General features: G+C 52.4%; 16 protein-coding genes. 12 read left to right on the top strand and 4 right to left on the bottom strand.

Annotation, left to right across the window (positions count from 1 at the left end; all coding sequences use genetic code 11):
* Nucleotides 1-23: 23 nt before the first annotated feature.
* The 6 genes from M2108_RS05015 (at nt 24) to M2108_RS04990 (ending at nt 7,788) form a co-directional block, all read left to right on the top strand.
* The gene (locus M2108_RS05015) at nt 24-800 is read left to right on the top strand and encodes a DUF6081 family protein (RefSeq protein ID WP_280776903.1); all 777 of its coding nucleotides are present in this window, start codon (nt 24-26) and stop codon (nt 798-800) included.
* A gap of 74 nt (nt 801-874) precedes the next feature.
* Nucleotides 875-1,831 (top strand): 1,4-dihydroxy-2-naphthoate polyprenyltransferase, encoded by a 957-nt coding sequence (menA, locus tag M2108_RS05010; RefSeq protein ID WP_277468114.1) that lies wholly within the window; start codon nt 875-877, stop codon nt 1,829-1,831.
* Nucleotides 1,832-1,918: 87 nt separating this feature from the next.
* A complete protein-coding gene (locus M2108_RS05005) occupies nt 1,919-2,914 on the top strand; it encodes a Gfo/Idh/MocA family protein (protein WP_277468115.1) in 996 nt (331 codons plus the stop codon).
* Between the two features lie 173 nt (nt 2,915-3,087).
* A complete protein-coding gene (locus M2108_RS05000; RefSeq protein WP_277468116.1) occupies nt 3,088-3,888 on the top strand; it encodes an ABC transporter ATP-binding protein in 801 nt (266 codons plus the stop codon).
* Nucleotides 3,881-5,521 (top strand): hypothetical protein, encoded by a 1,641-nt coding sequence (locus tag M2108_RS04995; RefSeq protein ID WP_277468117.1) that lies wholly within the window; start codon nt 3,881-3,883, stop codon nt 5,519-5,521. Before M2108_RS05000 ends, M2108_RS04995 begins: the two co-directional genes overlap by 8 nt.
* A 254-nt stretch (nt 5,522-5,775) precedes the next feature.
* Nucleotides 5,776-7,788, top strand: coding sequence for a putative bifunctional diguanylate cyclase/phosphodiesterase (locus M2108_RS04990; RefSeq protein ID WP_277468119.1), 2,013 nt, complete (start codon nt 5,776-5,778; stop codon nt 7,786-7,788).
* An 814-nt stretch (nt 7,789-8,602) separates the two neighbouring features.
* Here the strand turns inward: M2108_RS04990 and M2108_RS04985 are convergent.
* Nucleotides 8,603-10,297: a methyl-accepting chemotaxis protein gene (locus M2108_RS04985; RefSeq protein ID WP_277506103.1), complete on the bottom strand. Its 1,695-nt coding sequence runs from the start codon at nt 10,295-10,297 to the stop codon at nt 8,603-8,605.
* Between the two features lie 214 nt (nt 10,298-10,511).
* On the opposite strand from M2108_RS04985, the gene M2108_RS04980 reads away from it, so the two are divergent.
* Complete coding sequence (locus tag M2108_RS04980) at nt 10,512-10,943, top strand: MarR family winged helix-turn-helix transcriptional regulator (RefSeq protein ID WP_277468121.1); 432 nt, start codon at nt 10,512-10,514, stop codon at nt 10,941-10,943.
* Between the two features lie 106 nt (nt 10,944-11,049).
* Here the strand turns inward: M2108_RS04980 and M2108_RS04975 are convergent, their stop codons facing one another.
* Nucleotides 11,050-12,921 (bottom strand): LTA synthase family protein, encoded by a 1,872-nt coding sequence (locus M2108_RS04975; protein ID WP_277468122.1) that lies wholly within the window; start codon nt 12,919-12,921, stop codon nt 11,050-11,052.
* A gap of 282 nt (nt 12,922-13,203) precedes the next feature.
* Here M2108_RS04975 and M2108_RS04970 point away from each other — a divergent pair, with 282 nt between their 5' ends.
* Nucleotides 13,204-15,519, top strand: coding sequence for an ATP-dependent DNA helicase (locus tag M2108_RS04970; protein WP_277468123.1), 2,316 nt, complete (start codon nt 13,204-13,206; stop codon nt 15,517-15,519).
* A gap of 353 nt (nt 15,520-15,872) precedes the next feature.
* Entirely contained in the window at nt 15,873-16,841 is a 969-nt protein-coding gene (locus tag M2108_RS04965) for a Gfo/Idh/MocA family protein (RefSeq protein WP_277468124.1), read from the top strand.
* Nucleotides 16,842-16,972: 131 nt separating this feature from the next.
* Here M2108_RS04965 and M2108_RS04960 read toward each other — a convergent pair whose 3' ends face one another.
* Both M2108_RS04960 and M2108_RS04955 read right to left on the bottom strand, forming a co-directional pair.
* Complete coding sequence (locus M2108_RS04960) at nt 16,973-17,656, bottom strand: CidB/LrgB family autolysis modulator (RefSeq protein WP_277468125.1); 684 nt, start codon at nt 17,654-17,656, stop codon at nt 16,973-16,975.
* Nucleotides 17,653-18,024, bottom strand: coding sequence for a CidA/LrgA family protein (locus M2108_RS04955; protein ID WP_090716285.1), 372 nt, complete (start codon nt 18,022-18,024; stop codon nt 17,653-17,655). Before M2108_RS04955 ends, M2108_RS04960 begins: the two co-directional genes overlap by 4 nt.
* Before the next feature lie 110 nt (nt 18,025-18,134).
* On the opposite strand from M2108_RS04955, the gene cidR reads away from it, so the two are divergent.
* The 3 genes from cidR (at nt 18,135) to M2108_RS04940 (ending at nt 21,004) form a co-directional block, all read left to right on the top strand.
* Complete coding sequence (cidR, locus tag M2108_RS04950) at nt 18,135-19,055, top strand: cidABC operon transcriptional activator CidR (RefSeq protein ID WP_277468126.1); 921 nt, start codon at nt 18,135-18,137, stop codon at nt 19,053-19,055.
* A 112-nt stretch (nt 19,056-19,167) separates the two neighbouring features.
* Nucleotides 19,168-19,449 (top strand): aspartyl-phosphate phosphatase Spo0E family protein, encoded by a 282-nt coding sequence (locus tag M2108_RS04945; protein WP_068728627.1) that lies wholly within the window; start codon nt 19,168-19,170, stop codon nt 19,447-19,449.
* Nucleotides 19,450-19,591: 142 nt separating this feature from the next.
* A complete protein-coding gene (locus M2108_RS04940; protein ID WP_277468127.1) occupies nt 19,592-21,004 on the top strand; it encodes a DNA-binding protein in 1,413 nt (470 codons plus the stop codon).
* The last annotated feature ends 192 nt before the right edge of the window (nt 21,005-21,196 follow it).

Below are 21,196 nucleotides of genomic sequence, written 5' to 3'. Positions count from 1 at the left end.
TTCCATTCCAGAAGGAGAGAATAATGATGGACCACAATAAAGAACAGGCGGAACAGCTTCAGCCGGCGGTGAGCAGCCAGACTGTACTCGGGGATTTTCATACCATTCTGTCGGAGGGAAAAGTGTGGAAAACGGGCGGCTTTGCGCTGCCTGACGGCTCATTCTGGGCATACCGTGAGCCTGAAGCAGTAGTTATTGTGCGTAACGGCTACCTGTATGTCCGGGCGCAGCTCAGCCGCCAGCATAACCAGGTGCAGATTCTTGACAACGCCAAGCACATGTATTATTCGGCGCAACCGGTGAACATTCCCGAGGAAGGGGAGATCAGCTTTGAGCTGCAGATCCGCGCCCGCACACAGGGTACGGCTCCCGGAGATTTGTACGACGGGTACGTCTCGCTGAATCTGCTTGATTTCACGACCGGTGCGGCGCTTGATTTCTTTGCCGGCAATGATAAATACGCGAGCGTCTACGGCATTCTGCCCTTCCCGGGTGTCCAGGTTCCGGATACAGGCGGCACGAAGTATTTCTGCATCTTCACAGAGGCGGAGGATTTCAAGCCGCGCGAATTCAACACCTACAAAATTACGTACCACCGCGGTAACGATGAGGCTGTCTTCTATGTTAACGGCAGGGAAGTACGCCGCGAGCAGAATGTTCCGGTTAAATTCAACAGCTTCACCGTGGCCCTCGGCATTATGACGGAAAAGGATCTGACCCCGGAAGGCAGCGTGTCGGCACACGGCCAGACCGTTATCGCTGAATGGTCCCCGGTGACCGTAACAACGACTGCACGCTAATGAAACGGGCTTGTAAATAGAGCAGCGGAACCGCTGCAAATGGTGTATTTTCTGAAGGATAAGGATGGGTTGCGGTGAATGTAAGGAGCTTTCTGCGATTTGTGGAGCTGCCGACCAAGGTGGCCAGTATGCTTCCGTTTCTGCTGGGGACGCTGTATGCGCTGTACCGGTTTGAGGATTTTTATATGCTGCGGTTTATTCTGATGCTTGTGTCCCTGCTCAGCTTCGATATGGCGACAACGGCCATCAACAACTATTATGATTTCAAAAAAGCGGCCAAAAAGCATGGCTACGGCTATGAAACCCATAATGCCATTGTCCGCTATAAGCTAAAAGAAAGCACGGTGGTCCTGACCATCGTCATCCTGCTCATTCTGGCGGCAGGCGGGGGCATTGCCCTTGTCTTTCAGACGGGGCTGCTGATCTTGTTGCTGGGCGGACTGTCGTTCCTGATTGGTATCCTCTATTCCTTCGGGCCGATTCCGATTTCGCGGATGCCGCTCGGCGAGCTGTTTTCGGGGCTCTTTATGGGCTTTGTGATCATCTTTATTTCGGCCTACATCCACTCGGACCAGAGTGTGGTTACGCTGCTGCTGCGGGAAGGCTGGGTTGATCTGCATGTCAACCTTATCGAGGTTGTGTACCTTTTCTGGTTCTCGGTGCCCGCCATTCTAGGAATTGCCGGGATTATGCTGGCCAACAATATCTGTGACATCGAAGACGATCTGGAGAACCGCCGGTATACCCTGCCGGTCTATATCGGCCGTAACCATGCGCTGCTGCTGTTCAAGCTGCTCTATTATGTGTCTTTTCTCGATATGATCGTTCTGCTGATTCTCGGGGTCCATCCGCTGCTGGTGGCGCTGCTGCTGCTTACGCTAGTTCCCTTGCGCCGGAATATTGCCCTGTTCCGCGAGAAGCAGGAGAAGGCCTCCACCTTTATCCTGTCGGTCAAAAATTTTGTGCTGATGAGTACGGCGCGGATTATTGTGCTGGCTGCTGCTGTTCTGCTGGGTAATTTGAATATCTGAGTGTAAATAGTGATGATTCTTATTCTGTGATATGGTGTCAGTAGATATATTCACGTTCTTATTCTTATACAAGGAAGGTGTGCATCTATGACGCAGAAGCTCAGATGGGGAATACTCGGCTGTGCCCAGATCGCAACCGGCTCGGTCATGCCGGCCATTCAGGAATCGGAGACAGGTGTGATCGAGGCAGTAGCGAGCCGGGGTCTGGAAAAAAGCAGTAAGGTCGCGGCGGAGTTCGGCGTCAGCAAGGCCTATGGCAGCTATGAAGAGCTGCTGGCCGATCCGGGGATTGACGCTGTGTACATTCCGCTGCCCAATCACCTGCACCGGGAATGGGTGATCCGTGCAGCCGAAGCAGGCAAACATGTGCTGTGTGAAAAGCCGATTGCGCTCAGCAGCGCGGAGGCGGAGGAGATGGTAGCGGCCTGCCGCAAGGCGGGCGTTCATCTGGCCGAAGCCTATATGTACCGGCATCATCCGCGTATTGCGCAGCTGCGGGAGATCATCGCCCGGGGCGATATCGGTGAGCTGCGGGCGATCCGCGGCGCTTTTACCTATAACGATGCAACGGATACGACCAATATCCGCTTCAAATCAGCCTGGGGCGGCGGCTCACTGTATGATGTCGGCTGCTACCCGCTCAGTGCGGCGCGGCTGCTGTTTAATGCGGAACCGGAAGCGGTTACGGTACAGGCAATCTTTTCTCCGGAGCATGACAACGTGGACATGATGGCTTCAGGCCTGGTAGAGTTCCCGGGTGGTGCAAGCCTGACCTTTGACTGCGGAATGTGGGCGTATAACCGCCAGCTGCTGGAGGTGCTCGGCACGGAAGGGATGATCGAGATTCCAATGCCGTTCAACGCCAGATTTGAAGATGCCGATTTTCTTGTGTACAAAGGCGGGGAGGTAAGCCGGTTTGCAGCAACCGGCGCCAATCCGTATGTCGCGCAGGCTGATCACTTCGCTGCTGCCGTAAACGGAGGGAAGCCGTTTGCCGCAGAGAATGATCCCGTGCTCAGCATGCGGCTGATTGAAGCCTGCCTTGAATCCGCCCGGCGGCGGGAGCGGGTCAGCCTGACATAATGTGAATAAACGGCAAAAACCTCCGTATCCGCTGTAGCAGCGGGTACGGAGGTTTTTTTGCTATGCACATTTATAATAGCCTGCTTAAGTTGAATTTTGGTAGAATAGGAATATTGCTGGAAACCTGTCTGGTGCATTTCCTATTACGGTTACTGAAAGGAGTTTCTATACTCATGAATCATGCGCAAGAACCGGTTATTTCAATTGAAGGCCTATGGATGAATTACAGTGACAGAATGGTGCTGCGGGGAATCAACCTTGCGGTCTACCCCGGCCAGATTATCGGCTATATCGGACCGAACGGGGCAGGCAAGAGCACCACGGTCAAGATTATGCTGGGTCTGGTCGAAGGCTACACGGGTACGGTCCGGATTTTTGGCAGAGATATTTCAGACGGTGACGCTGCTTACAAAAGACGGATCGGTTATGTTCCGGAGGTTGCCGAGCTGTACGACAGCCTGACCGCCAAAGAATATCTGGGTTTTATCGGCGAGCTCTACGGGATGAAACGGACCGATGCCGAGCAGAAGGCAGAGCGGCTGATGGGGCTGCTTAATCTGGAGCATGCCTTCAATATGCGGATTGCCTCCTATTCCAAAGGGATGAGGCAGAAGGTGCTGCTGATCTCGAGCATGCTGCATGATCCGGATATCCTGTTCCTTGATGAGCCGCTGAGCGGGCTGGATGCCAATAGTGTGATGATCGTTAAGGAGATTTTTGCTTCGCTGGCCGCCCGCGGCAAGACGATCTTTTATTCCTCGCATATTATGGACGTGGTTGAGAAAATAAGCAGCCGGATCATCCTGATTAACGGCGGGGACATTGTGGCGGACGGAAGCTTTGCTGAGCTGAAGGAGAAGAGCCGTGAAGGCTCGCTTGAAGCGATTTTCAACGAGCTGACCGGATTCGACCGTTTCCGGGACATTGCCGGGGAATTCGTTGCAGTTATTGGTGAAGGTGACTCCAATGACTGAATTTTATGTGCTGAAGCTGCTTGACCGGCTGCAGGGCGTATTCCGGAGAACCGGTGTTGACTACCCCGTGCTGCGCAGTATTCTACAGGTCAAACTGACAATGGACGCAAGGCGTACCCCGACTGTGCTCGCCGGAGGGAAGGACAGCAAGCAGACTTCCTCAGAAGGCTCGCCCTTCCGTATACAGTGGATTTATCTGCTGCTTGGCCTGATGCTGATCCTTTTCGTCGTGCAGGACGGCAATTATATCTTTACTATGAGTATTACTTTCGCCATTCTGATGTTTATGATTGCAACGACGCTGATTTCAGACTTTTCCTCCGTAATGCTGGATTTACGGGATAAAAATATCCTGTTCTCCAAGCCGGTGGACCGCCGGACGCTGAATATGGCGAAGAGCTTACATATCCTGATCTATTTGCTTACTTTAACCTTGACGGTTACAGGCCCTTCGCTGATCGTTTCCTTGTTCAAGCAGGGAATCGTTTTCTTCCTTATATATGCTGCGGCCGTCATTCTGATGGATTGCCTGATCCTTGTCATTACAGCGCTGATCTATTTACTGATTCTGCGGGTCTTTGACGGGGAGAAGCTGAAGGACATCATTAATTATGTGCAGATCATTCTGTCCATCGGAATTGCGGTAGGCTATCAGCTGGTCTCCCGCCTGTTCAATCTGGCCGATCTGACAGTATCCTATGAACCGGCCTGGTGGCAGTATCTGCTGGCCCCGGCCTGGTTTGCTTCGCCCTTCGAGCTTCTTCTGGCCGGGAACCGTTCGGTTCATCTGACCGTCATGTCCGTGCTGGCCCTGGTGGTTCCGGTGCTGTTGCTTGCGGTGTATATCAAGCTTATGCCGTTGTTTGAACAGAGCCTGCAGAAGCTGGCATCGGAGGAGGGGGCCGGGAAGGACAGCGGAAATATGGCCCGACGGCTGTCAGAGCTCTTCTGTCAGGGCAAGGAGGAGGCGTTGTTCTTCCGCTTCACCTGGTCAATGATGCGTAATGAGCGTGATTTCAAGCTCAAGGTGTATCCTACCTTCGGCCTGTCCATGATTTTGCCGTTTATCTTCATCTTTAATATCCTGTGGGGCGGCGGAGGTCTGGAGGAGCTGCGCAATACCAAGGCGTTCCTGTTCATTTACTTCTGTGCGCTTCTGATGATGACTGCTGTGCAGATGCTGCGTTATTCTACAAGCTACCGGGCGGCCTGGATCTACAAGACGATTCCGCTGCCCGGATTATCTCCAGTCTACCGGGGAATGCTCAAGGCGGCTATCCTTCGGCTGCTGATACCGCTTTTCGTCATTGAAGGGGCCATTTTTCTGTGGGTATTCGGCCTGCGCTTTCTGCCGCACCTGATTATCGTGCTGCCTGCCCTGCTGCTCTATTCGGTGCTGTGCTTCCGTCTTCTGCCGAAGTCACTGCCGTTCTCGGAGCAGTACAGCGCTGCCGGACAAAAGGATTTTACAGGGAGCGCCTTTGTGCAGATGTTTATTCTGATGGGACTGGCGGGGCTTCATTATGTGATCAGCCTGATTCCGTTTGGAATTTACATCTATGCTCCAGTTCTGGTAGTCGCCAATTGGTGGATCTGGCGCAGTTCTTTTCCCCGGGAAGAGCTGGGGGGATAATAGCTGCCAGCCGGGAAAACCCCGCAGGTACGGACAAATATGGACATTTTTTGCCGCCTTCGAAAAAAGGGTCTAAGTTCCAGTATTTACTTAGACAGTATAGCAAATACAAGGTAGAATACAGCTAAAGTTACTTCTCATAGCATTCTATAATCTCTATACACTCTTCCGTTTATCTGATATTCGTAATAGATTTTTGTACTTGAGAATGAGCTGCAACGATAATGATAATATAACCGGTGAAGAGGTCAACTATGGATCAAATGGGAACCCACTATAGTACTTGGATTGTTTTACTATCTTTTGCACTTTCTGTTACTGCAGCCTATTCGGCGCTTAACCTGATTGCCCAGGTTCCCCAGTCCTCAGGAAGAATCCGCCGGCTCTGGCTTGTGTCAGCCGCATGCATACTCGGCAGCGGAATGTGGGCCATGCATTTCGTCGGTATTATGGCTACCCATTTCCCGTTTGAGATCGGCTACCGTCCGGGCAGAGCAGTCTTATCCCTGCTGGTCAGCATGCTCTGCAGCTTCGGGGCGTTGTGGATTGCCATTGTACCCCGCCAGAGGATGTGGCGGCTGACACTTAGCGGGCTGATTATGGGTGCAGGGATTTCCGTGATGCATTATATCGGGATCTCCTCTATGGAGATTAATGGCAAGATGCATTATGAGCCGCTCGCCCAGGGGATTTCCGTTCTCATAGCCCTGCTGGCATCTTACATCGGTATTTTTCTGTTTCGGCGGTTCCGGGAGCAGGAATATTTCAGCCGGCGCTGGAAGTTCGCTTCCGCCCTGTTCATCGGATTCGCAGTTACTGGTATGCACTATATAAGCCTTAGAACAAGCTATTTTCAATACGGCGGATGGAGCGGAACCAAGCCTGTTGTCATGGAGACAGATGTAATTCTGCTGACCGGAGTATCCCTCGTAACCCTGTTTATGCTGGCTATCTCCGGCGGGGCGGTGTTTCTTGACCGGCATGTGCTGGAACGGATGGCCTATCATGATCCGCTGACGGAGCTGCCGAACCGCCATGGTCTGGAGCGCTATTTCAGGGATGAGTTCTTCGGGGACAATCCGGGAGCAGTGTTCTTTGTGGACCTGGACCGCTTCAAATCGATTAATGATACACTCGGGCATGATATCGGCGATTTGCTGCTGCAGGAGGTTGCAGACCGGCTGAAATCATGCGTAGGCTCCAAAGGTAAGGTCTTCCGGCTCGGCGGCGATGAATTTCTGATTGCCCTGCCGGATTCCAGTATAGAGAACGCCCAGGAGGAGGCCCTGCACATTCTGCAGGAGCTCAAGAAATCATACAGCATTGAAGGCAATGAGCTGTATGTGACGGCCAGTGTCGGCATCAGTATGACACCGGCGCATGGCACGGACCGCTCGGCTCTGATGAAGGCTGCCGATACGGCACTGTACACTTCGAAGGACTCCGGCAAGAACAAGTTCAGTGTGTTCGACCAGGAGATGAACCGCTGCCAGCTCCGGCGCATGTCGCTGGAGAAGGATCTGCGCAAGGCGCTTGCCCGCTCGGAATTTATGGTGGTCTATCAGCCTAAATGGGACTCTCTGCTGAATGTCACTGTCGGCCTCGAGGCGCTGCTGCGCTGGAAGCATCCGGATCACGGGATCATTTCTCCGGCGGAATTCATCCCAATTGCCGAGGAGACCGGGCTGATCGTACCGATTACCTACTGGATGCTGCAAGATGTCTGCGTCCAGAATATGCGCTGGCATAAAGACCAGATCGCAAATGTGCCTGTGTCGATTAATATGTCGGCAAGAATGTTCGAGAACGGAAGCCTGTATGATGTAGTTTTCGAGGCGCTTGCCAGCTCCGGTCTTGAACCGCACTTTCTCGAGCTGGAGATTACCGAATCCATTGCCATGAACAATATGGAGGAGACGGTAGCCCAGCTCTCCAAGCTCCGGGATATCGGTGTACGCGTGTCTCTGGACGACTTCGGGACCGGCTTCTCCTCACTCGGAAATCTTGATGAGATTCCGGTCAACACGCTCAAGATCGACCAGGTGTTTATCCGCAAGAGCAAAATGCATTCCAAAAAAGCCATCATCAGCAATATCATCGCCATCGCCAGTAACCTCAATATGGAGGTAGTCGCCGAGGGTGTCGAAACACCCGAGCAGATTGAGCTGCTGCAGTCATTGGGCTGCCGGGTTATGCAGGGCTTCTATTACGGCCGTCCGATGCCGGTGAATGAGCTGGGCCAATGGTTTATCGAGAAAACGGCTTGAATAATACATAATGCTGCTGCTCCTGTTAACGCGGTAATCTGCTGGACAAGCGGATTGCCGCGTTAACTGTTTATTGGCCGGATATAAGGATGTATATGTATCCCCCGCTACGAGTATAGTCTGCTTTAACCCTTTTCTATAGCAAAAATGGGCTGGTGAATCCGTAGCGACTCGACCGACTGTGACTCCTCTGGATCAGTTGGATTTTTGCTAACGAATTCTTTTATAAACGATGCTGACGGGAAACTAGGTGGAAAAACGTCACTTAATTTTGCCGTAATTACCTCCGGAGCGATAAATGACTCGAAATAGATGACTTTTTTCCACCTAATAATCGTAAATGCGAAAAAAGGGCGAAATTAAGTGCCGAAAATCCAATTAGAGATAGATTAAGCCTTCAATTGTGCAGGGGGAGGGTGTCGGTAGGGGAGTGCTGCGCTTAAGGCGCGGTAACGTCTGCGGGGAACCCTCTCCAAGTAATTTAAAAGTAACCAAAAAAGCAGCCAAGTCCATTTTCAGGACTTGCTGCTTTTTTCTATCCCCCACTTTAAAGGGGGATTCTTTATAGGTGTTAAAATGAACGTTGAGGTGAAAGCGGCGGAGGGGAAGTTTGGAACTGTAGGAGCGTAGCGTTCGCCTGAAAGCTTTTCGGAGAAAAGCTAGCTACGGAAGCATAAGCTATGTTTGAATTTCTACTGCAGGCAGCGATTTCTAATAAGGAAATTCAAACATAACAGCGGCCGGAAGTCCAAACATTCCCCGCAGTCGCGGCTTAACCTTAACCCCAGGTCATTGAAATACCCTATAACAAATCCTATATTTTAAAGTTCTCAACAAGAACCTGAAGCTTCTCCGCCAGCGAAGAAAGGAAGGCGGCGGAAGCCTCCACCTCCTGCATAGCAGCAAGCTGCTCCTGGGAGGAGGCAGAGAGCATCTCTGCGCCTTCGGCAGTCTGGTTGGAGACAGCCACGATGCTCTGGATGGCAGCTACCAGATCGCTGGAGATGAGAGCCAGATCACGGACGGTCTCGGAAATCTGCTGGCTCTGGGAGGACATGTCCGATACGGAGGTTTCAATCTCCGAGAATGATTTGCCGGCAGCAATAATCATGGCTTTGCCCTCCACCATTTCATCGGTGGAGCGTCGCATGGTCTCTCCGGCTTTGTCCATCTGATTGACTATGAGGCTTACCAGCTCGCCGATCTGGGCAGCGGAGCTGGCCGAGCGTTCTGCCAGCTTGCGTACAGAACCGGCTACTACGGCAAAGCCTCGTCCTTCCTCGCCGGCGCGGGCAGCTTCAATTGCCGCGTTCAGTGACAAAAGGTTGGTCTCTTCGGCAATACTGGAGATCGTACCGACAATACTCTCAATCTCCTTGGAATGACTGCCCAGCATTTCGATGATTCCGGACAGATCGCTGATGCTCTCGCTAACGATCTGCATTTGAGAGGTGGTGGAATCCATGGATTCACGCCCGTTGCGGGCCTTGAGCGCATTGTCTGCAGCTGTGTTCATTGCACTGTCGGCAGTGCTGGCAATTTCCGTGATGAACCGCGACATCTCCTGCACAGACCGGTAGCTGCCCTCCAGATTGCGCAGCTGGGTGTTGGCACCGTCAGCCAGATCAATGGTGACATTGACGCTGTGCTCACCGGCCCGGTTGGTCTCCTGTGCACTGGCTGACAGCTCCTGTGAAGAGGAGGCGACCAGCATGGAAGTATCGTTGACCTGAGTAATGAGATTGCGCAGACTCGCCGTCATATCATTGAAATCCCGGGCCAGCGTACCGATTTCATCCTTGCTTTTGAACAGAATGGGTTCATGAGAAAGATCACCCTTGGCAACCGTGTTGACCGAGCCGGAGAGTCTGGTCAGCGGTCTGGTGGTTCTGCGGATAAATATGTATGCGGCAATTATAGCGATTACGAGAATCGATGCGCCGATGATGAATGGCTGAAGGATAATATCCTGTGTCCGTTCCTGCACGAGAGCACCGTCGAAATTGATAGCCATTAGAGCAATGATAGGTTTTGTGGGATCATGATCCTGATAGATGGGGCCATAGCCGGTCTTGAGCGAGGTACCTTGATAGGTATAAACCTTGGAGTATGCGGAATGTTTCATGGTGGTAATCATAGTTTTGTCTTCTTCCGCGAAGTAGAACGGATCGCCGGCTTTATATCCTCTTTCTTTGAGGTTGGCGTCAGCCGCGAGAATCGTACCGTCCAGCGACAGAATGAAGGATTCTTTAAAAATCGGTTTATGGTCATTGATCCAGCCGATGCGGTCTTCGATGGCAGCCAGTTTGCTGGTATCTCCTGCAGCCAGAGCCGAAATATCAGCGGGATCAACGAGTCCGGTTGTAATATTGGCGCAGCCTACCAATTCTATACCTGCAGCTTCGTCTAACTGCTTGTACGCAGCGCGGTATCCGAAGAACCCGATGGATGATCCGACGAGAAGTAATACGATAAGCATCATCCAAGTTAATTTTGTTGCCAATTTCATTGTTTGCATCACCAGCCCTGACTCTCTAAAATTTGGTGATATTTGCTATCACTGCTACGATTATAGCGCAACAATGTTCCCGGAGCATTAGCGAGAATATAGTATTTTTGTGTCGGAAAATGGATGCTTTTTGAGGGTTTAGGCAAAAACATTGAATCCTCCCTGCTGAAAATGGTACGCTTGAAGCAGGACAAACGGACTGGGAGTGAGAGGGATGGCACAGAAAATTGATCCGTTGATTGAAGCCCTGGGATTATCCATGTGGAGAGTACAGCGTAAAATCACATCGCAGATGTCATTGCATAAAGAAATCGGCCTTACGGTGCCGCAATTTCATCTGCTGCATATCATTGCCCGTGAGAAAAAGGCGCGGGTCATCCAGCTGGCAGAGCAGCTCGATGTGAAGTCGAGCGCGGTAACGGTGATGCTGGACCGTCTGGAGCTGCTTGGCCTTACCGCCCGCGTGCAGGATGAGAATGACCGCAGGGCCGTATCAGTGACGCTTACCGTAAAAGGCGAGGAACTGCTCAAGGAAGCGCAGAACCGCTCGCTGGTTCTGCTGACCGAGCATTTGGCGATCCTGAAGCCGGAGGAACTGGAGAAGTTCGCTGAATACTATACGCTTCTGGAGAAGCAGGAGCGGTAATGAAAGACTGGTTTCCGGCTTATTTATTGAATAGAAACAGCGAAATAACAAACAGCCAGGCTCCATCACCGGAGCCTGGCTGTTTGTTATTGTTTCTGGCTACAATCTATTCTGCTGCAGGCGCTCTATCCGGCAGCTGGGTGACATAGCTGTCAGACAGCTGGCGAAGTCTCAGCGCCCGGTTGTATTCGTCCTCTGTTCCGGCAGGGGCCTGCCCTCCCGAAGCAAGAATATACTGCGTGTTATCTTCAAAGCTGTTGCCTGGAATGAGCAGTCCCGAGCTGGCGATAAAGGAGCCGGTCGGCAGATAGTAGCGCTGCGGCAACAAATTGTACGTCTGGGCAGTCAGGTCCTGGCCGAAATGAATGGTGTTGTCCAGCGAAACCCCCAGCAGGCTGGCAGCGGTCGGCATAATATCCACTTCTCCCCCGACCTGTTCAAGCGTCTGCGGCTGCAGGCTGCCCTGCTCATGAATCATAAGCGGAATGTTCAGCATGTTGGCGTACTCATACTCATGCCCGTAGATTTCTTCCATCAGCTGCTTATCGTCATGATCCAGGGAATAAATCGGCAGACCCATATGGTCCCCGTACACCATAATCAGGCTGTCATCCCATACGCCGCTGGCCTTCAGCTCTTCAACAAATTGCCCGAACGCGTAGTCAGCATAATTCTGTGAGCGGATATAGTCGCCGACAAAGGTGCCTTCGTAACGCTCTGGCAGCTTCATCTGGTATTTTTCCTGAGGAATCGTAAACGGATGGTGGGCAGACATTGAGATAACCTGAGCGTAGAACGGCTTGCCGTCCTGGTCCATTTCCTTCAGCTTGTCGGCCGTTTTGCGGTAGAGCACTTCATCGGACGGTCCGAAGAAGAATGTATCCTCATCCCCGAAAAACTTATGGTCATAATAGTGCTCGAAGCCGAGCGCTTTATACAGCTCTCCGCGGTTCCAGAATTCCACGTCATTGGTATGGAAGGTGGCGGTCTGATAGCCGCTGGCCTGCAGGAGGCGCGGGAGACTAGGCAGCTCTTTATCGACATAAGACATCGTAGCCGCACCCTTAGGCGGAATATAGAAGGAAGAGTTGACTACGAATTCCGCATCCGAGGTATTACCCTGGCCGACCATCTGATAGAAGTTAGGGAAATACAGGCTGTCTTTCATCAGGCTGTTCAGGTTAGGCGTAATCTCTTTGCCGTCAAGCGTAAGCCCCAGCAGGAAGGTCTGGAATGATTCAAGCTGGATAATAATCAGGTTCTTGCCTTTGGCTGCGCCCTGGAACGGGGAAACGGCCGCCGGATCGATCCCTTTTACCTCATTAATAACGTCCTGTGTAATTTCACTGGCCTCAACCAGCTCCGGTTTATCTTGAGCAAAAATCGCGTAGACCTCATAATTAAGTAGTCCCATTTCCTGGGCTTTCTTGATTTCGTTCATGCTGGCCTTATTAGGCAGAACATTGAACAGACAGAGACCGAGCGACAGGGCGAACAACAGACTGTAGGAGAATTTCGAATTGCCGCTGCGGCGGTTAATCTTTTCTTTTTTATAAGCACGGCCTTTCTTGTTGAAAAAGAAATAAATGCCAAAGATGATAATATCGGAAAAGATCAGCAGATAATACGGGTCCATCAGGGAAAAGACGCTATTGCGTACAGCGGTAACCTGATTAACCTGCTCAGCCGCCTGGTAGGTGACGATAACGCCGTAATATTTAAAGTACATAATGGCCGCGAAAAAGATTGCCGTGACAAGCAGATTGACCAGCATGTAAAGTCCGAGCTTCCGTTTGGAGGCGAAGGCCTCAATGAGACAGAACAGTGCCCAGATAAAGGGGATTTCCGTAATCAATGATTTCCAGGACAGCAGATCTCCGAAAATAACACCCCAGGCCAGGAAGCTTTTGAGTATAAAAATAAGCGTGAAAAACACGAATGGTTTGGCTACCCACCGTTTAATAGTAAGGGATGACACAGCTTCGCCTTCTTTCTTAGAGATGAAACGCCGCTCCCGGCTGGGAGGATGCAGCGCAAGGACAAGAGAATTCCTATATTAATAGACCTTATTATGCAGCGCTGGCAGATGAATGTCAAAAAACAGAAATGCCGTATAACCTCACTGGACTGCGTAATAAATGATGCGCGTCCGTGAACCGGATGTTATCTTACTCAGATTAGAGCATACGGAGTAAAAAGCAGGAAAGCGACAGTTCACGCCAAAAAGGGCGAGCAATAGAATGGGGGCAGGTTTAAAAAAATGCATTTTGCGGAAATTTCCATATCAGTAAGGTCATTGGTCGAATATGTATTCAGCAGCGGCAGCCTGGTGCCCGGCTTCAGCAGCAGTGCTGCAATGGCAGAGGGGACGCGCATTCATCAGCATATACAGAAGCAATATAAGGAAGGCGACCGTAAAGAGGTCTACCTAAAGACAGAAATGGTCCACGGGGGGCTTAAGTTTATCATTGACGGGCGTTGTGACGGACTGCTGACCGGGGAGGACGGGGCTGTTACAGTAGAAGAAATCAAGTCTATAGGAGAACTGCTGGAGCCGGATTTTGCCGGTAAAGAGGTGCACTGGGCTCAGGCCCTGATGTATGCCTACATCCTTTGTCTGGATCTGGGGCTCACAGATATCACGGTGAAGCTCACTTATGTCCGGCGCGGCGGGGAAGAGCAGCAGAGCCTGTACCGGACAATGACGGCTGTTGAGCTGGAGGCTTTCGCGGGCGATACCGTTGCCAGGTATGCCCCGTATGCGGAGCTGCTGGTCCGGCATCAGGAGCAGCGGGACAGCAGCATCCGCGCGCTTTCCTTTCCCTTTCCGGCCTACCGCAGCGGGCAGCGGCACTTTGCGGCAGCCGTCTACAAATCGGTTGCCGAGGGGGTCAATCTGTTTGCCCAGGCGCCGACAGGGATCGGCAAAACGATGTCGACGCTTTTTCCGGCGCTCAAGGCTCTGGGGGAGGGAAAGGCGGCAGGCCTGTTCTATCTGACAGCCAAGACCGTCAACCGGCTGGCGGCACAGGAGGCCATCGGAATGCTGCTTGCGCAGGGCCTGCAGCTGCATGCCGTGACGCTGACCGCCAAAGACAAGGCCTGCTTCCGGGAGGAGGGGCTGTGCAGCAGCGAATCCTGCCCCTACAGGGAAGGGTACTATGACCGGATCAACGGGGCAGTGCTCGACATACTGGAGCATGAGAAGCTGATGACACAGGAGGTCATTGCCCGCTACGCCAAAAAGCATGGGGTGTGCCCGTTCGAATTCTCGCTGGACACCGCGTATGCCTGTGATGCAGTGATCTGCGATTATAACTATATCTATGACCCGAGGATTAGCCTGAAGCGGCTGCCGGAGGAACGCAAGCGTAAGACGGTGCTGCTGGTGGATGAAGCCCACAATCTGGTTGACCGTGGACGGGCCATGTATTCAGCAGAGCTCACGAAAGCACCGTTCCTTGGTCTGCAACGGCAGTTTAAGACGGTAAACAAGGCGCTCAGCGCCGCAGCCAAGGCCGTTAATGCCTTTTTCATTGCCCTGCGCAAAGGCTGCAGTGAAGACGGGGAAGGGCAATGGAGCACGTATCCGGAGGAACTGCCCGGCCTGCTTGAAGCCTTTTCCCTGGAGGCGGAGGCCGAGCTGCTGTCTCCTTCCGCCCTTCTTCCTGTACCGGAGGAGGATGGGGAAGAGGGTCAGGGGCTGCTGGATACGTATTTTTCGGTGCAGAATATGCTCCGTACATTTAAAACCTACGATGAGCGGTACGTCACCTATGCCGAGGTCCGGCGCGGGGATGTGTACCTGAAGCTGTTCAACCTGGACCCGTCCCATCTGCTGCAGCAGATGGGTAAGAGCTTCCGCAGCCAGATCCTGTTCTCGGCCACGCTGTCACCGCTCGCTTATTACAGGGACATGATCGGTGCAAGGGAGGAGGATTACAGCCTCACTGTTCCATCTCCGTTTCATAAAGAGCAGTGGCAGGTGTCGGTACTTCCGGTATCCACCCGGTACCGGGAAAGGGAAGCTTCACTGCGTCCGCTCTGTGATGCCTTGAAAGGCATGACGGCCCGGAAGGGCAATTATCTTGTCTTTTTCCCTTCCTATGCTTATCTGCAAAATGTCTATGAGCTGTTCGCCGAAAAATATCCGGAGGTGCCAACACTTGTACAGAGCATGGGGATGAGCGAGCCGGACCGGGAGGGCTTTCTTGCCTCGTTCCGTCCGGACAACCCGGAGACACTGCTCGGCTTTGCCGTGCTGGGCGGGATTTTCTCGGAGGGGGTGGATCTGCCGGGTGACCGGCTGAACGGCGTAATGGTTGTAGGCGTCGGCCTGCCCCAGGTGGGGCTGGAGCGCAATCTGCTGCGCAGCTATTTTCAGGCCGCAGGCAAAAACGGCTTCGATTACGCCTACGTCTACCCTGGTATGTGCAAGGTACTGCAGGCCGGAGGCCGGCTGATCCGCAGCGAGAGCGATAACGGAGTTATTATCCTCGCTGACGACCGTTTCCTCCAGCATCCCTACCGCCATTTGCTTCCGGATGAGTGGCAGGACTACCTTGTGATCACGTAAGCGCTTATAATTACTGTTAATTATAGAGTCAAACCTATAATAGGTTTTTTAAATTTAGGCGGAATAAAAATCGGCTATAGAGCTGGGCTTTTGAAATACATCTGAATAGGCAGTAGAAACGGAAGGGAAGTTTGGAACTGTAGGAGCGTAGCGTCCGCCTGAAAGCTTTTCGAAGAAAAGCTAGCATCGGAAGCATATGCTATGTTTTGGATTTCAACTGCAGATAGCAGTTTTAAATAAGGAAATCCAAACATAACAGCGGCCGGAAGTCCAAACATTCCCTGGAGTTTCAGCTCAAGCCTATTTAATAATTTTCTCAGGCCACTGTATAGCACCCACAGGAGGAAAAATACATGACACTAAATATCGGAATTGTAGGCACCGGCTGGTTCTCCAAAGTACATGCGGATTTACTGGCGGGGATGGAGGATGTGTCCCTGAAGGCCGTCTGCGGCAGCAGTAAGGCCAAAGGTGAAGAGATGGCCCGTCCGTACGGGGCAGAAGGCTACGGTGAAATAACAGAGATGCTGGACGCAGAGAAGCTTGATGCCGTCTACATCTGTGTGCCTCCGCAGTCGCACGGGGCCATTGAGCGGTCGCTGATTAAGCGGGAGATTCCGTTCTTTATCGAGAAGCCGCTTGGATCAAGCACGGAAATCCCGGCGAGCCTGCTGCAGGATATCAAGGAGAAGAATCTGCTGACCTCGGTCGGCTACCACTTCCGGTATCAGGAGAACATCCAGCGGCTGAAGGCTGCGCTGCAGGGGGATAAAGTGGGCATGATCGTCGGACAGTGGATGGGCGATATGCCGGGCGTAGCCTGGTGGCGCAACCAGGAGCAGTCCGGCGGACAGTTCACGGAGCAGACCACCCATATCGTTGACCTGCTGCGTTATCTGGCCGGGGAGGTGACCGAGGTGTACGGCCTGTTCGGCAACCGGATTATGCATGAGAAGCATGAGGGAGTAACTGTAGCCGATGTCGGGACTGTATCGCTGAAGCTGGCCAGCGGCGTAATCGCGAATATTTCCAACACCTGCGTGCTGCCTGGTGGCGTAGGGCGCAGCGGCATCAGCTTCTATAACGACAACGGGCTGCTGGACTGGAATCCGGAACGTCTCCTGGAGGTCCGCAGCGGCGACAGTAAAGAGCATGTAAGTTCCGGCAATCCTTATCAGACAGAGAGCGAGGCGTTCCTGTATGCAGTGCGGACCGGTGACCGCTCACGGATCCTGAGTGATTATGAGGACGGGTACAAGACGCTGAAGGTGACCTGCGCAGCCTTCGAATCCGCACAGAGCGGCCTGCCGGTGAAGTTATAAAAAAAACCGCAAAGTGGGGCTTACACTCCGAAGATTACTCAGGTACTTTGCGGGGGTCCAAAAACATATACAGAAAAAGGCCGGCAGATCGGTTAGCGGATCTGCCGGCCATCGGCCCAAGCGGGGTCGGCCTAGTGGAGGAAAAAAGTGAGCAGCGCCGGCGCAAGGCCAATGGAGAACAGCGCGGTCAGTATCATCGAAATACTTGAGATGGTGCCGGTCAGCGAGCTAAGCTCGAATGCCTTGGAGGTACCGGTACCGTGCGCTGCGGTTCCCAGCGAAACACCGCGCGCAATTTCATTGTCAATGCGGAAGAGGCGCAGGACAGAAGGTCCCATCATCGTGCCCAGCACACCGGTCAGGATAACGAAGACCGCTGTGATGCTCGGAACACCGCCGATGCTCTGGGAGATGCTCATGGCGATCGGTGTAGTGACCGAACGGGGCACCAGGCTGTTAACCAGTTCTCCGCTTAAGTGCAGCCATTTGGCCAGCAGCATCGAGGAGAGCACGGCAATAACCGTTCCTGAGAGCACGCCAGCCGCAATTTCGGCGGCGTGCTTTTTGAGCACCTTGAAGTTTTTATGGAGTGGGATTGCAAAGGCGATGGTTGCCGGCTGCAGCAGATCCGTCAGCCATTTGCCTCCCGCATTGTAGGATTCATAAGAAACACCGGTCAGAAGCAGAATACCGATTATGATCAGCGGTGTAAGAATGAGCGGAGAGCAGTACATTTTGCCGCTGGCTGTGTAGATCCGTTTGGCCAGCAGATAGACCAGCAGTGTGATTCCTAACAGAACCATTCCTGTAATCATGAGCCTCTACGCTCCTTTACTTTATAAATAGCTCCTGTCAGAAGTCCTGATCCGGCCATTACGGCAAAGGTTCCGACAAGTACAACAGCCAGCACCTGCAGGCCGTTCACCTCAAGCAGACCGGTATATTTCATGACTCCGACCGCGGAGGGGATGAAGAACAGCAGCAGCTCGGCAAGCAGCCAGGAAGCGCCGACCTCAACCCAGCTCAGCCGGATTGCCCCGGCCTCCAGCAGCAGAAACAGGATAAGCATGCCGATGATGCTTCCCGGAACCGGAAGATGCAGCAGCGGAGTCAATGTATTGATAAGCATGGAGAAAACCGTAAGCCCGGCAACCTGCAGCAAGCCTATAATTAATTTTTTCATAAGGCTTCGCCCCTTTCATTGTATTGAAAGTTTACAACAATTATTTTCATAGGTAAAATGAATAGATTGAATAAGTAACATTCCATTTATCTATGCATGAGGTGAACGATTTGGATATCAGACAGTTACAGTATTTTGTGCAGGCAGCGCGGCTGAAGAGCTTCACCAGAGCGGCGGAATCCCTGTTCATCACACAGCCGACGATCAGCAAAATGATCCGTAACCTCGAAGAAGAGCTTGAAGCGGATCTGTTCTACCGTGAGGGGAAAAGCATCCGGCTGACTGATGCAGGAGAAATCCTGCTGGCCAAGGCACAAAATATTGTGGAGTCCTTCGCCAATCTGTCCGCAGAGCTGGACGGCCTGCGCAAGCTGCAGCGGGGGCATATCCGCATCGGCCTGCCGCCGATGGTGGGGGCGAGCTTTTTCCCGGCGGTGATCGGAGAGTTTCATCGGCGTTATCCTGATGTGACCATCCGGCTGCATGAGGACGGAGCCAAAAAGGTGGCGGATGATGTCGAGACAGGGCTGCTTGATATCGGGGCGATTGTGCTGCCGGCTGATACAGCGAAGTTCCACTGCTTTACCTTTGTTGAAGAGAAGCTGGAGCTGCTGGTGCCGGCGGGACACCGTCTTGCTGCTGCAGAGAGTGTAGCGCTGCGGGAGCTGGAGGCAGAGGAATTCGTGCTGTTCCGTGAGGATTTTGCCCTGCATGACCGGATTATTACCGAGTGTGTAAAAGCGGGCTTTCAGCCGAATGTGGTCTATGAAAGCTCACAATGGGATCTGATCAGCAGGATGGTGGAGGCCGGAATGGGCATCGCCCTGCTGCCGGAGACGATCTGCCGCGATATGGACCGCACACGGATTGCCGTAATTCCGCTGACGGAGCCGGTTATTCCCTGGCAGCTGGGCATGATCTGGCGCAGGGACCGTTATCTTTCCTTCGCGGCGCGGGAATGGATCGCTTTTGCCATGGAGGTTCTGGGGGAGCTCTATCTTCCAGCGGGAAAAAATGTTAATATGAAATAAATGTAAGTCCAGCTGTAAGTTCATCGACATTTTTTTCTTTTTTTTCAAAATATGTTTTTTGGCATCATGCCTTATGATAGGAAAGAAGTTGATAGAGGGCAGGTGACTGTTTATGAAGTTTTACCGCGGTTCCCACGAAGATCGAAGCGATTACCGAGAAGATGAGCTGTTTTTGACTATAGAGAGCCTTAGAAGTGAACTGCTGGAGGTCGCACAGGAACGCAGCCTCAGTGATCATATGGTAGTTGAACTGAGCCAGCGTCTGGACGGTTATATTGTTATGGCCCAGAACAAAATGATGGAGGGTCTGAGAAGCCGCCAGAAGGAACCTGCCCATTACGGAACCATCTCCAAAAGCAAGCGTGTAAGAAGCAAGTCTGCATTGCAGCAGTAATACCGCTTGAGCATGTTCATCATAACTTAGTGCGTCATTGGAGGCCCCGCCTGTGCGGGGCCGTTTTGTTGTGCTTTCTACAGACAGTACCTATAATGGAATTAAAAACAAGTTTAATTCGCATTGTTAAGGAGGGTGCCGGGTGGAGGACAAGCTGACAACATTACGTTCTGAAATTGAGGGCAATCTGTCCCGCTCCGGATACAGCCTCGCTTCGTTTGCTAAAGTTTCCGGCCTTAACCGCGGCAGCCTGAGCGCCATTCTCCATGGTAATCCCCCAAAGCCCGTCTCCTTGGGCCAGCTGGATACATTAACAGAGGCGCTTGGATATCCTGAAGGCTGGTTCTATCCGCTTTATGTGGATGAATGCTTCAGTGAAGAAAAGGTCTCGCGGCGCAGGGTGGAGCCTTTTTTGATCCGCTGTGCCATCAGTGGCAGGAAGCAGTGTGTGGACGAGATCATAAACCGGATGATGGAATATCAGAAGCCGCTGGATATCATCTATTCGGTGGCGGAGAAGCTGTTTGCCTGCGGAAAAATCCAGGAATCCAAACCTTTCTATAAAATCATTGTGGAGCATGAGCAGGACAGCTATTCGGAAAGGATGGCCATCAGCCAATACCGGATCTTCAAGGCGCTGGGAACCGTTGCCGATATGGAGGACATGCTGCGGGCGGTCATCGCCTTCGAGCCGTTCCGCGGACGCCTGCCCGAGCATCTGCAGCTTGAAGGGCTGCTGAAGCTGGCCAATGTCTGCTTCTCCCTGCACAGGTGGAGCGATATGGAGAAATATGCCGATGAGCTCAGAGGCTTGGCAAGCGGGATCTACCGGGAACAGCTCAGGAAGAAAGCCGGAAGGCGAAGCGAGGGGCTGCAGCTGCTGCGGCCGCTTGTACTGTATTATGCCCAGGGGCATCTGATGAAGGCCACTTCACTCGCCAAGCAGGGGAAATACGGGGAGGCCATAACGTTTACAGACATGTATGCTGATCTCAGCTGGTTTGAAATGCTGGATGAGGAGGGCTTGCGCCTTGTCGATGCGTTCAAGTCGTTTGCCGTCGGGAACCGCTATACACTCGAGCTTCTGAAGGGGAACAGTGCCGTTCTGCCGGAATATATGGCCTACCTGGCTGACTATCCTGCTGAAGTGCTGGCGGGTCTGGTCAGTATTCTGGAGGCTGCCAACCGCTTCGGCTTCTCTGTCGACCATGTACTGGAGCGGTTTTCCAGGGAGATGGCCGGCTTTGACCGGTTCAAGGATTATATTAATATTGACCGCATCTACCGGCTGGGTTATCAGCTGGCTGTATATTATCTGGAACGCGGGCAGGCTCAGCTGGGGGTCAATTCTATTCTGCAATGTCTCAAGACCGCAGTTAAGCTGAACAGCGCCAGGGATATGATTGAATGCATCGCCTTGTTTGAAGCAAACCGCGGACAGGCAACCGGGCAGCAGCTGCAGAGGTACAGTGAGCTGATCCAGGGCCTGGTTGCCAAAAAGGATAGCGCTGAAGAGGGACGGCCGCTCTCCGGCGTAACAGAACGCTCTTTCTGATACAGGAATTATACCGGCTCCTCCGCTTATTAAGCGGGGGATTTTTTGTGTTTTGCGGCCGAGGGCGTTCGTTCGCTATTCCGTAAAACTTGATAGCGCATTCAGTGTTTGACAAAGATCGGGCTTGAAAATATAATTAGGTAGCCTAATTAATATTGTATTTAATTATTAGTAAACCTAACTAAAAATGAG

Origin of the sequence: Paenibacillus sp. PastM-3 (assembly GCF_029893965.1) — a bacterium.
Taxonomy (GTDB): Bacteria; Bacillota; Bacilli; order Paenibacillales; family Paenibacillaceae; genus Paenibacillus_AQ.
Note: the sequence above shows the minus strand (reverse complement) of the source record. Positions and strands in the feature narration are given on the sequence as shown.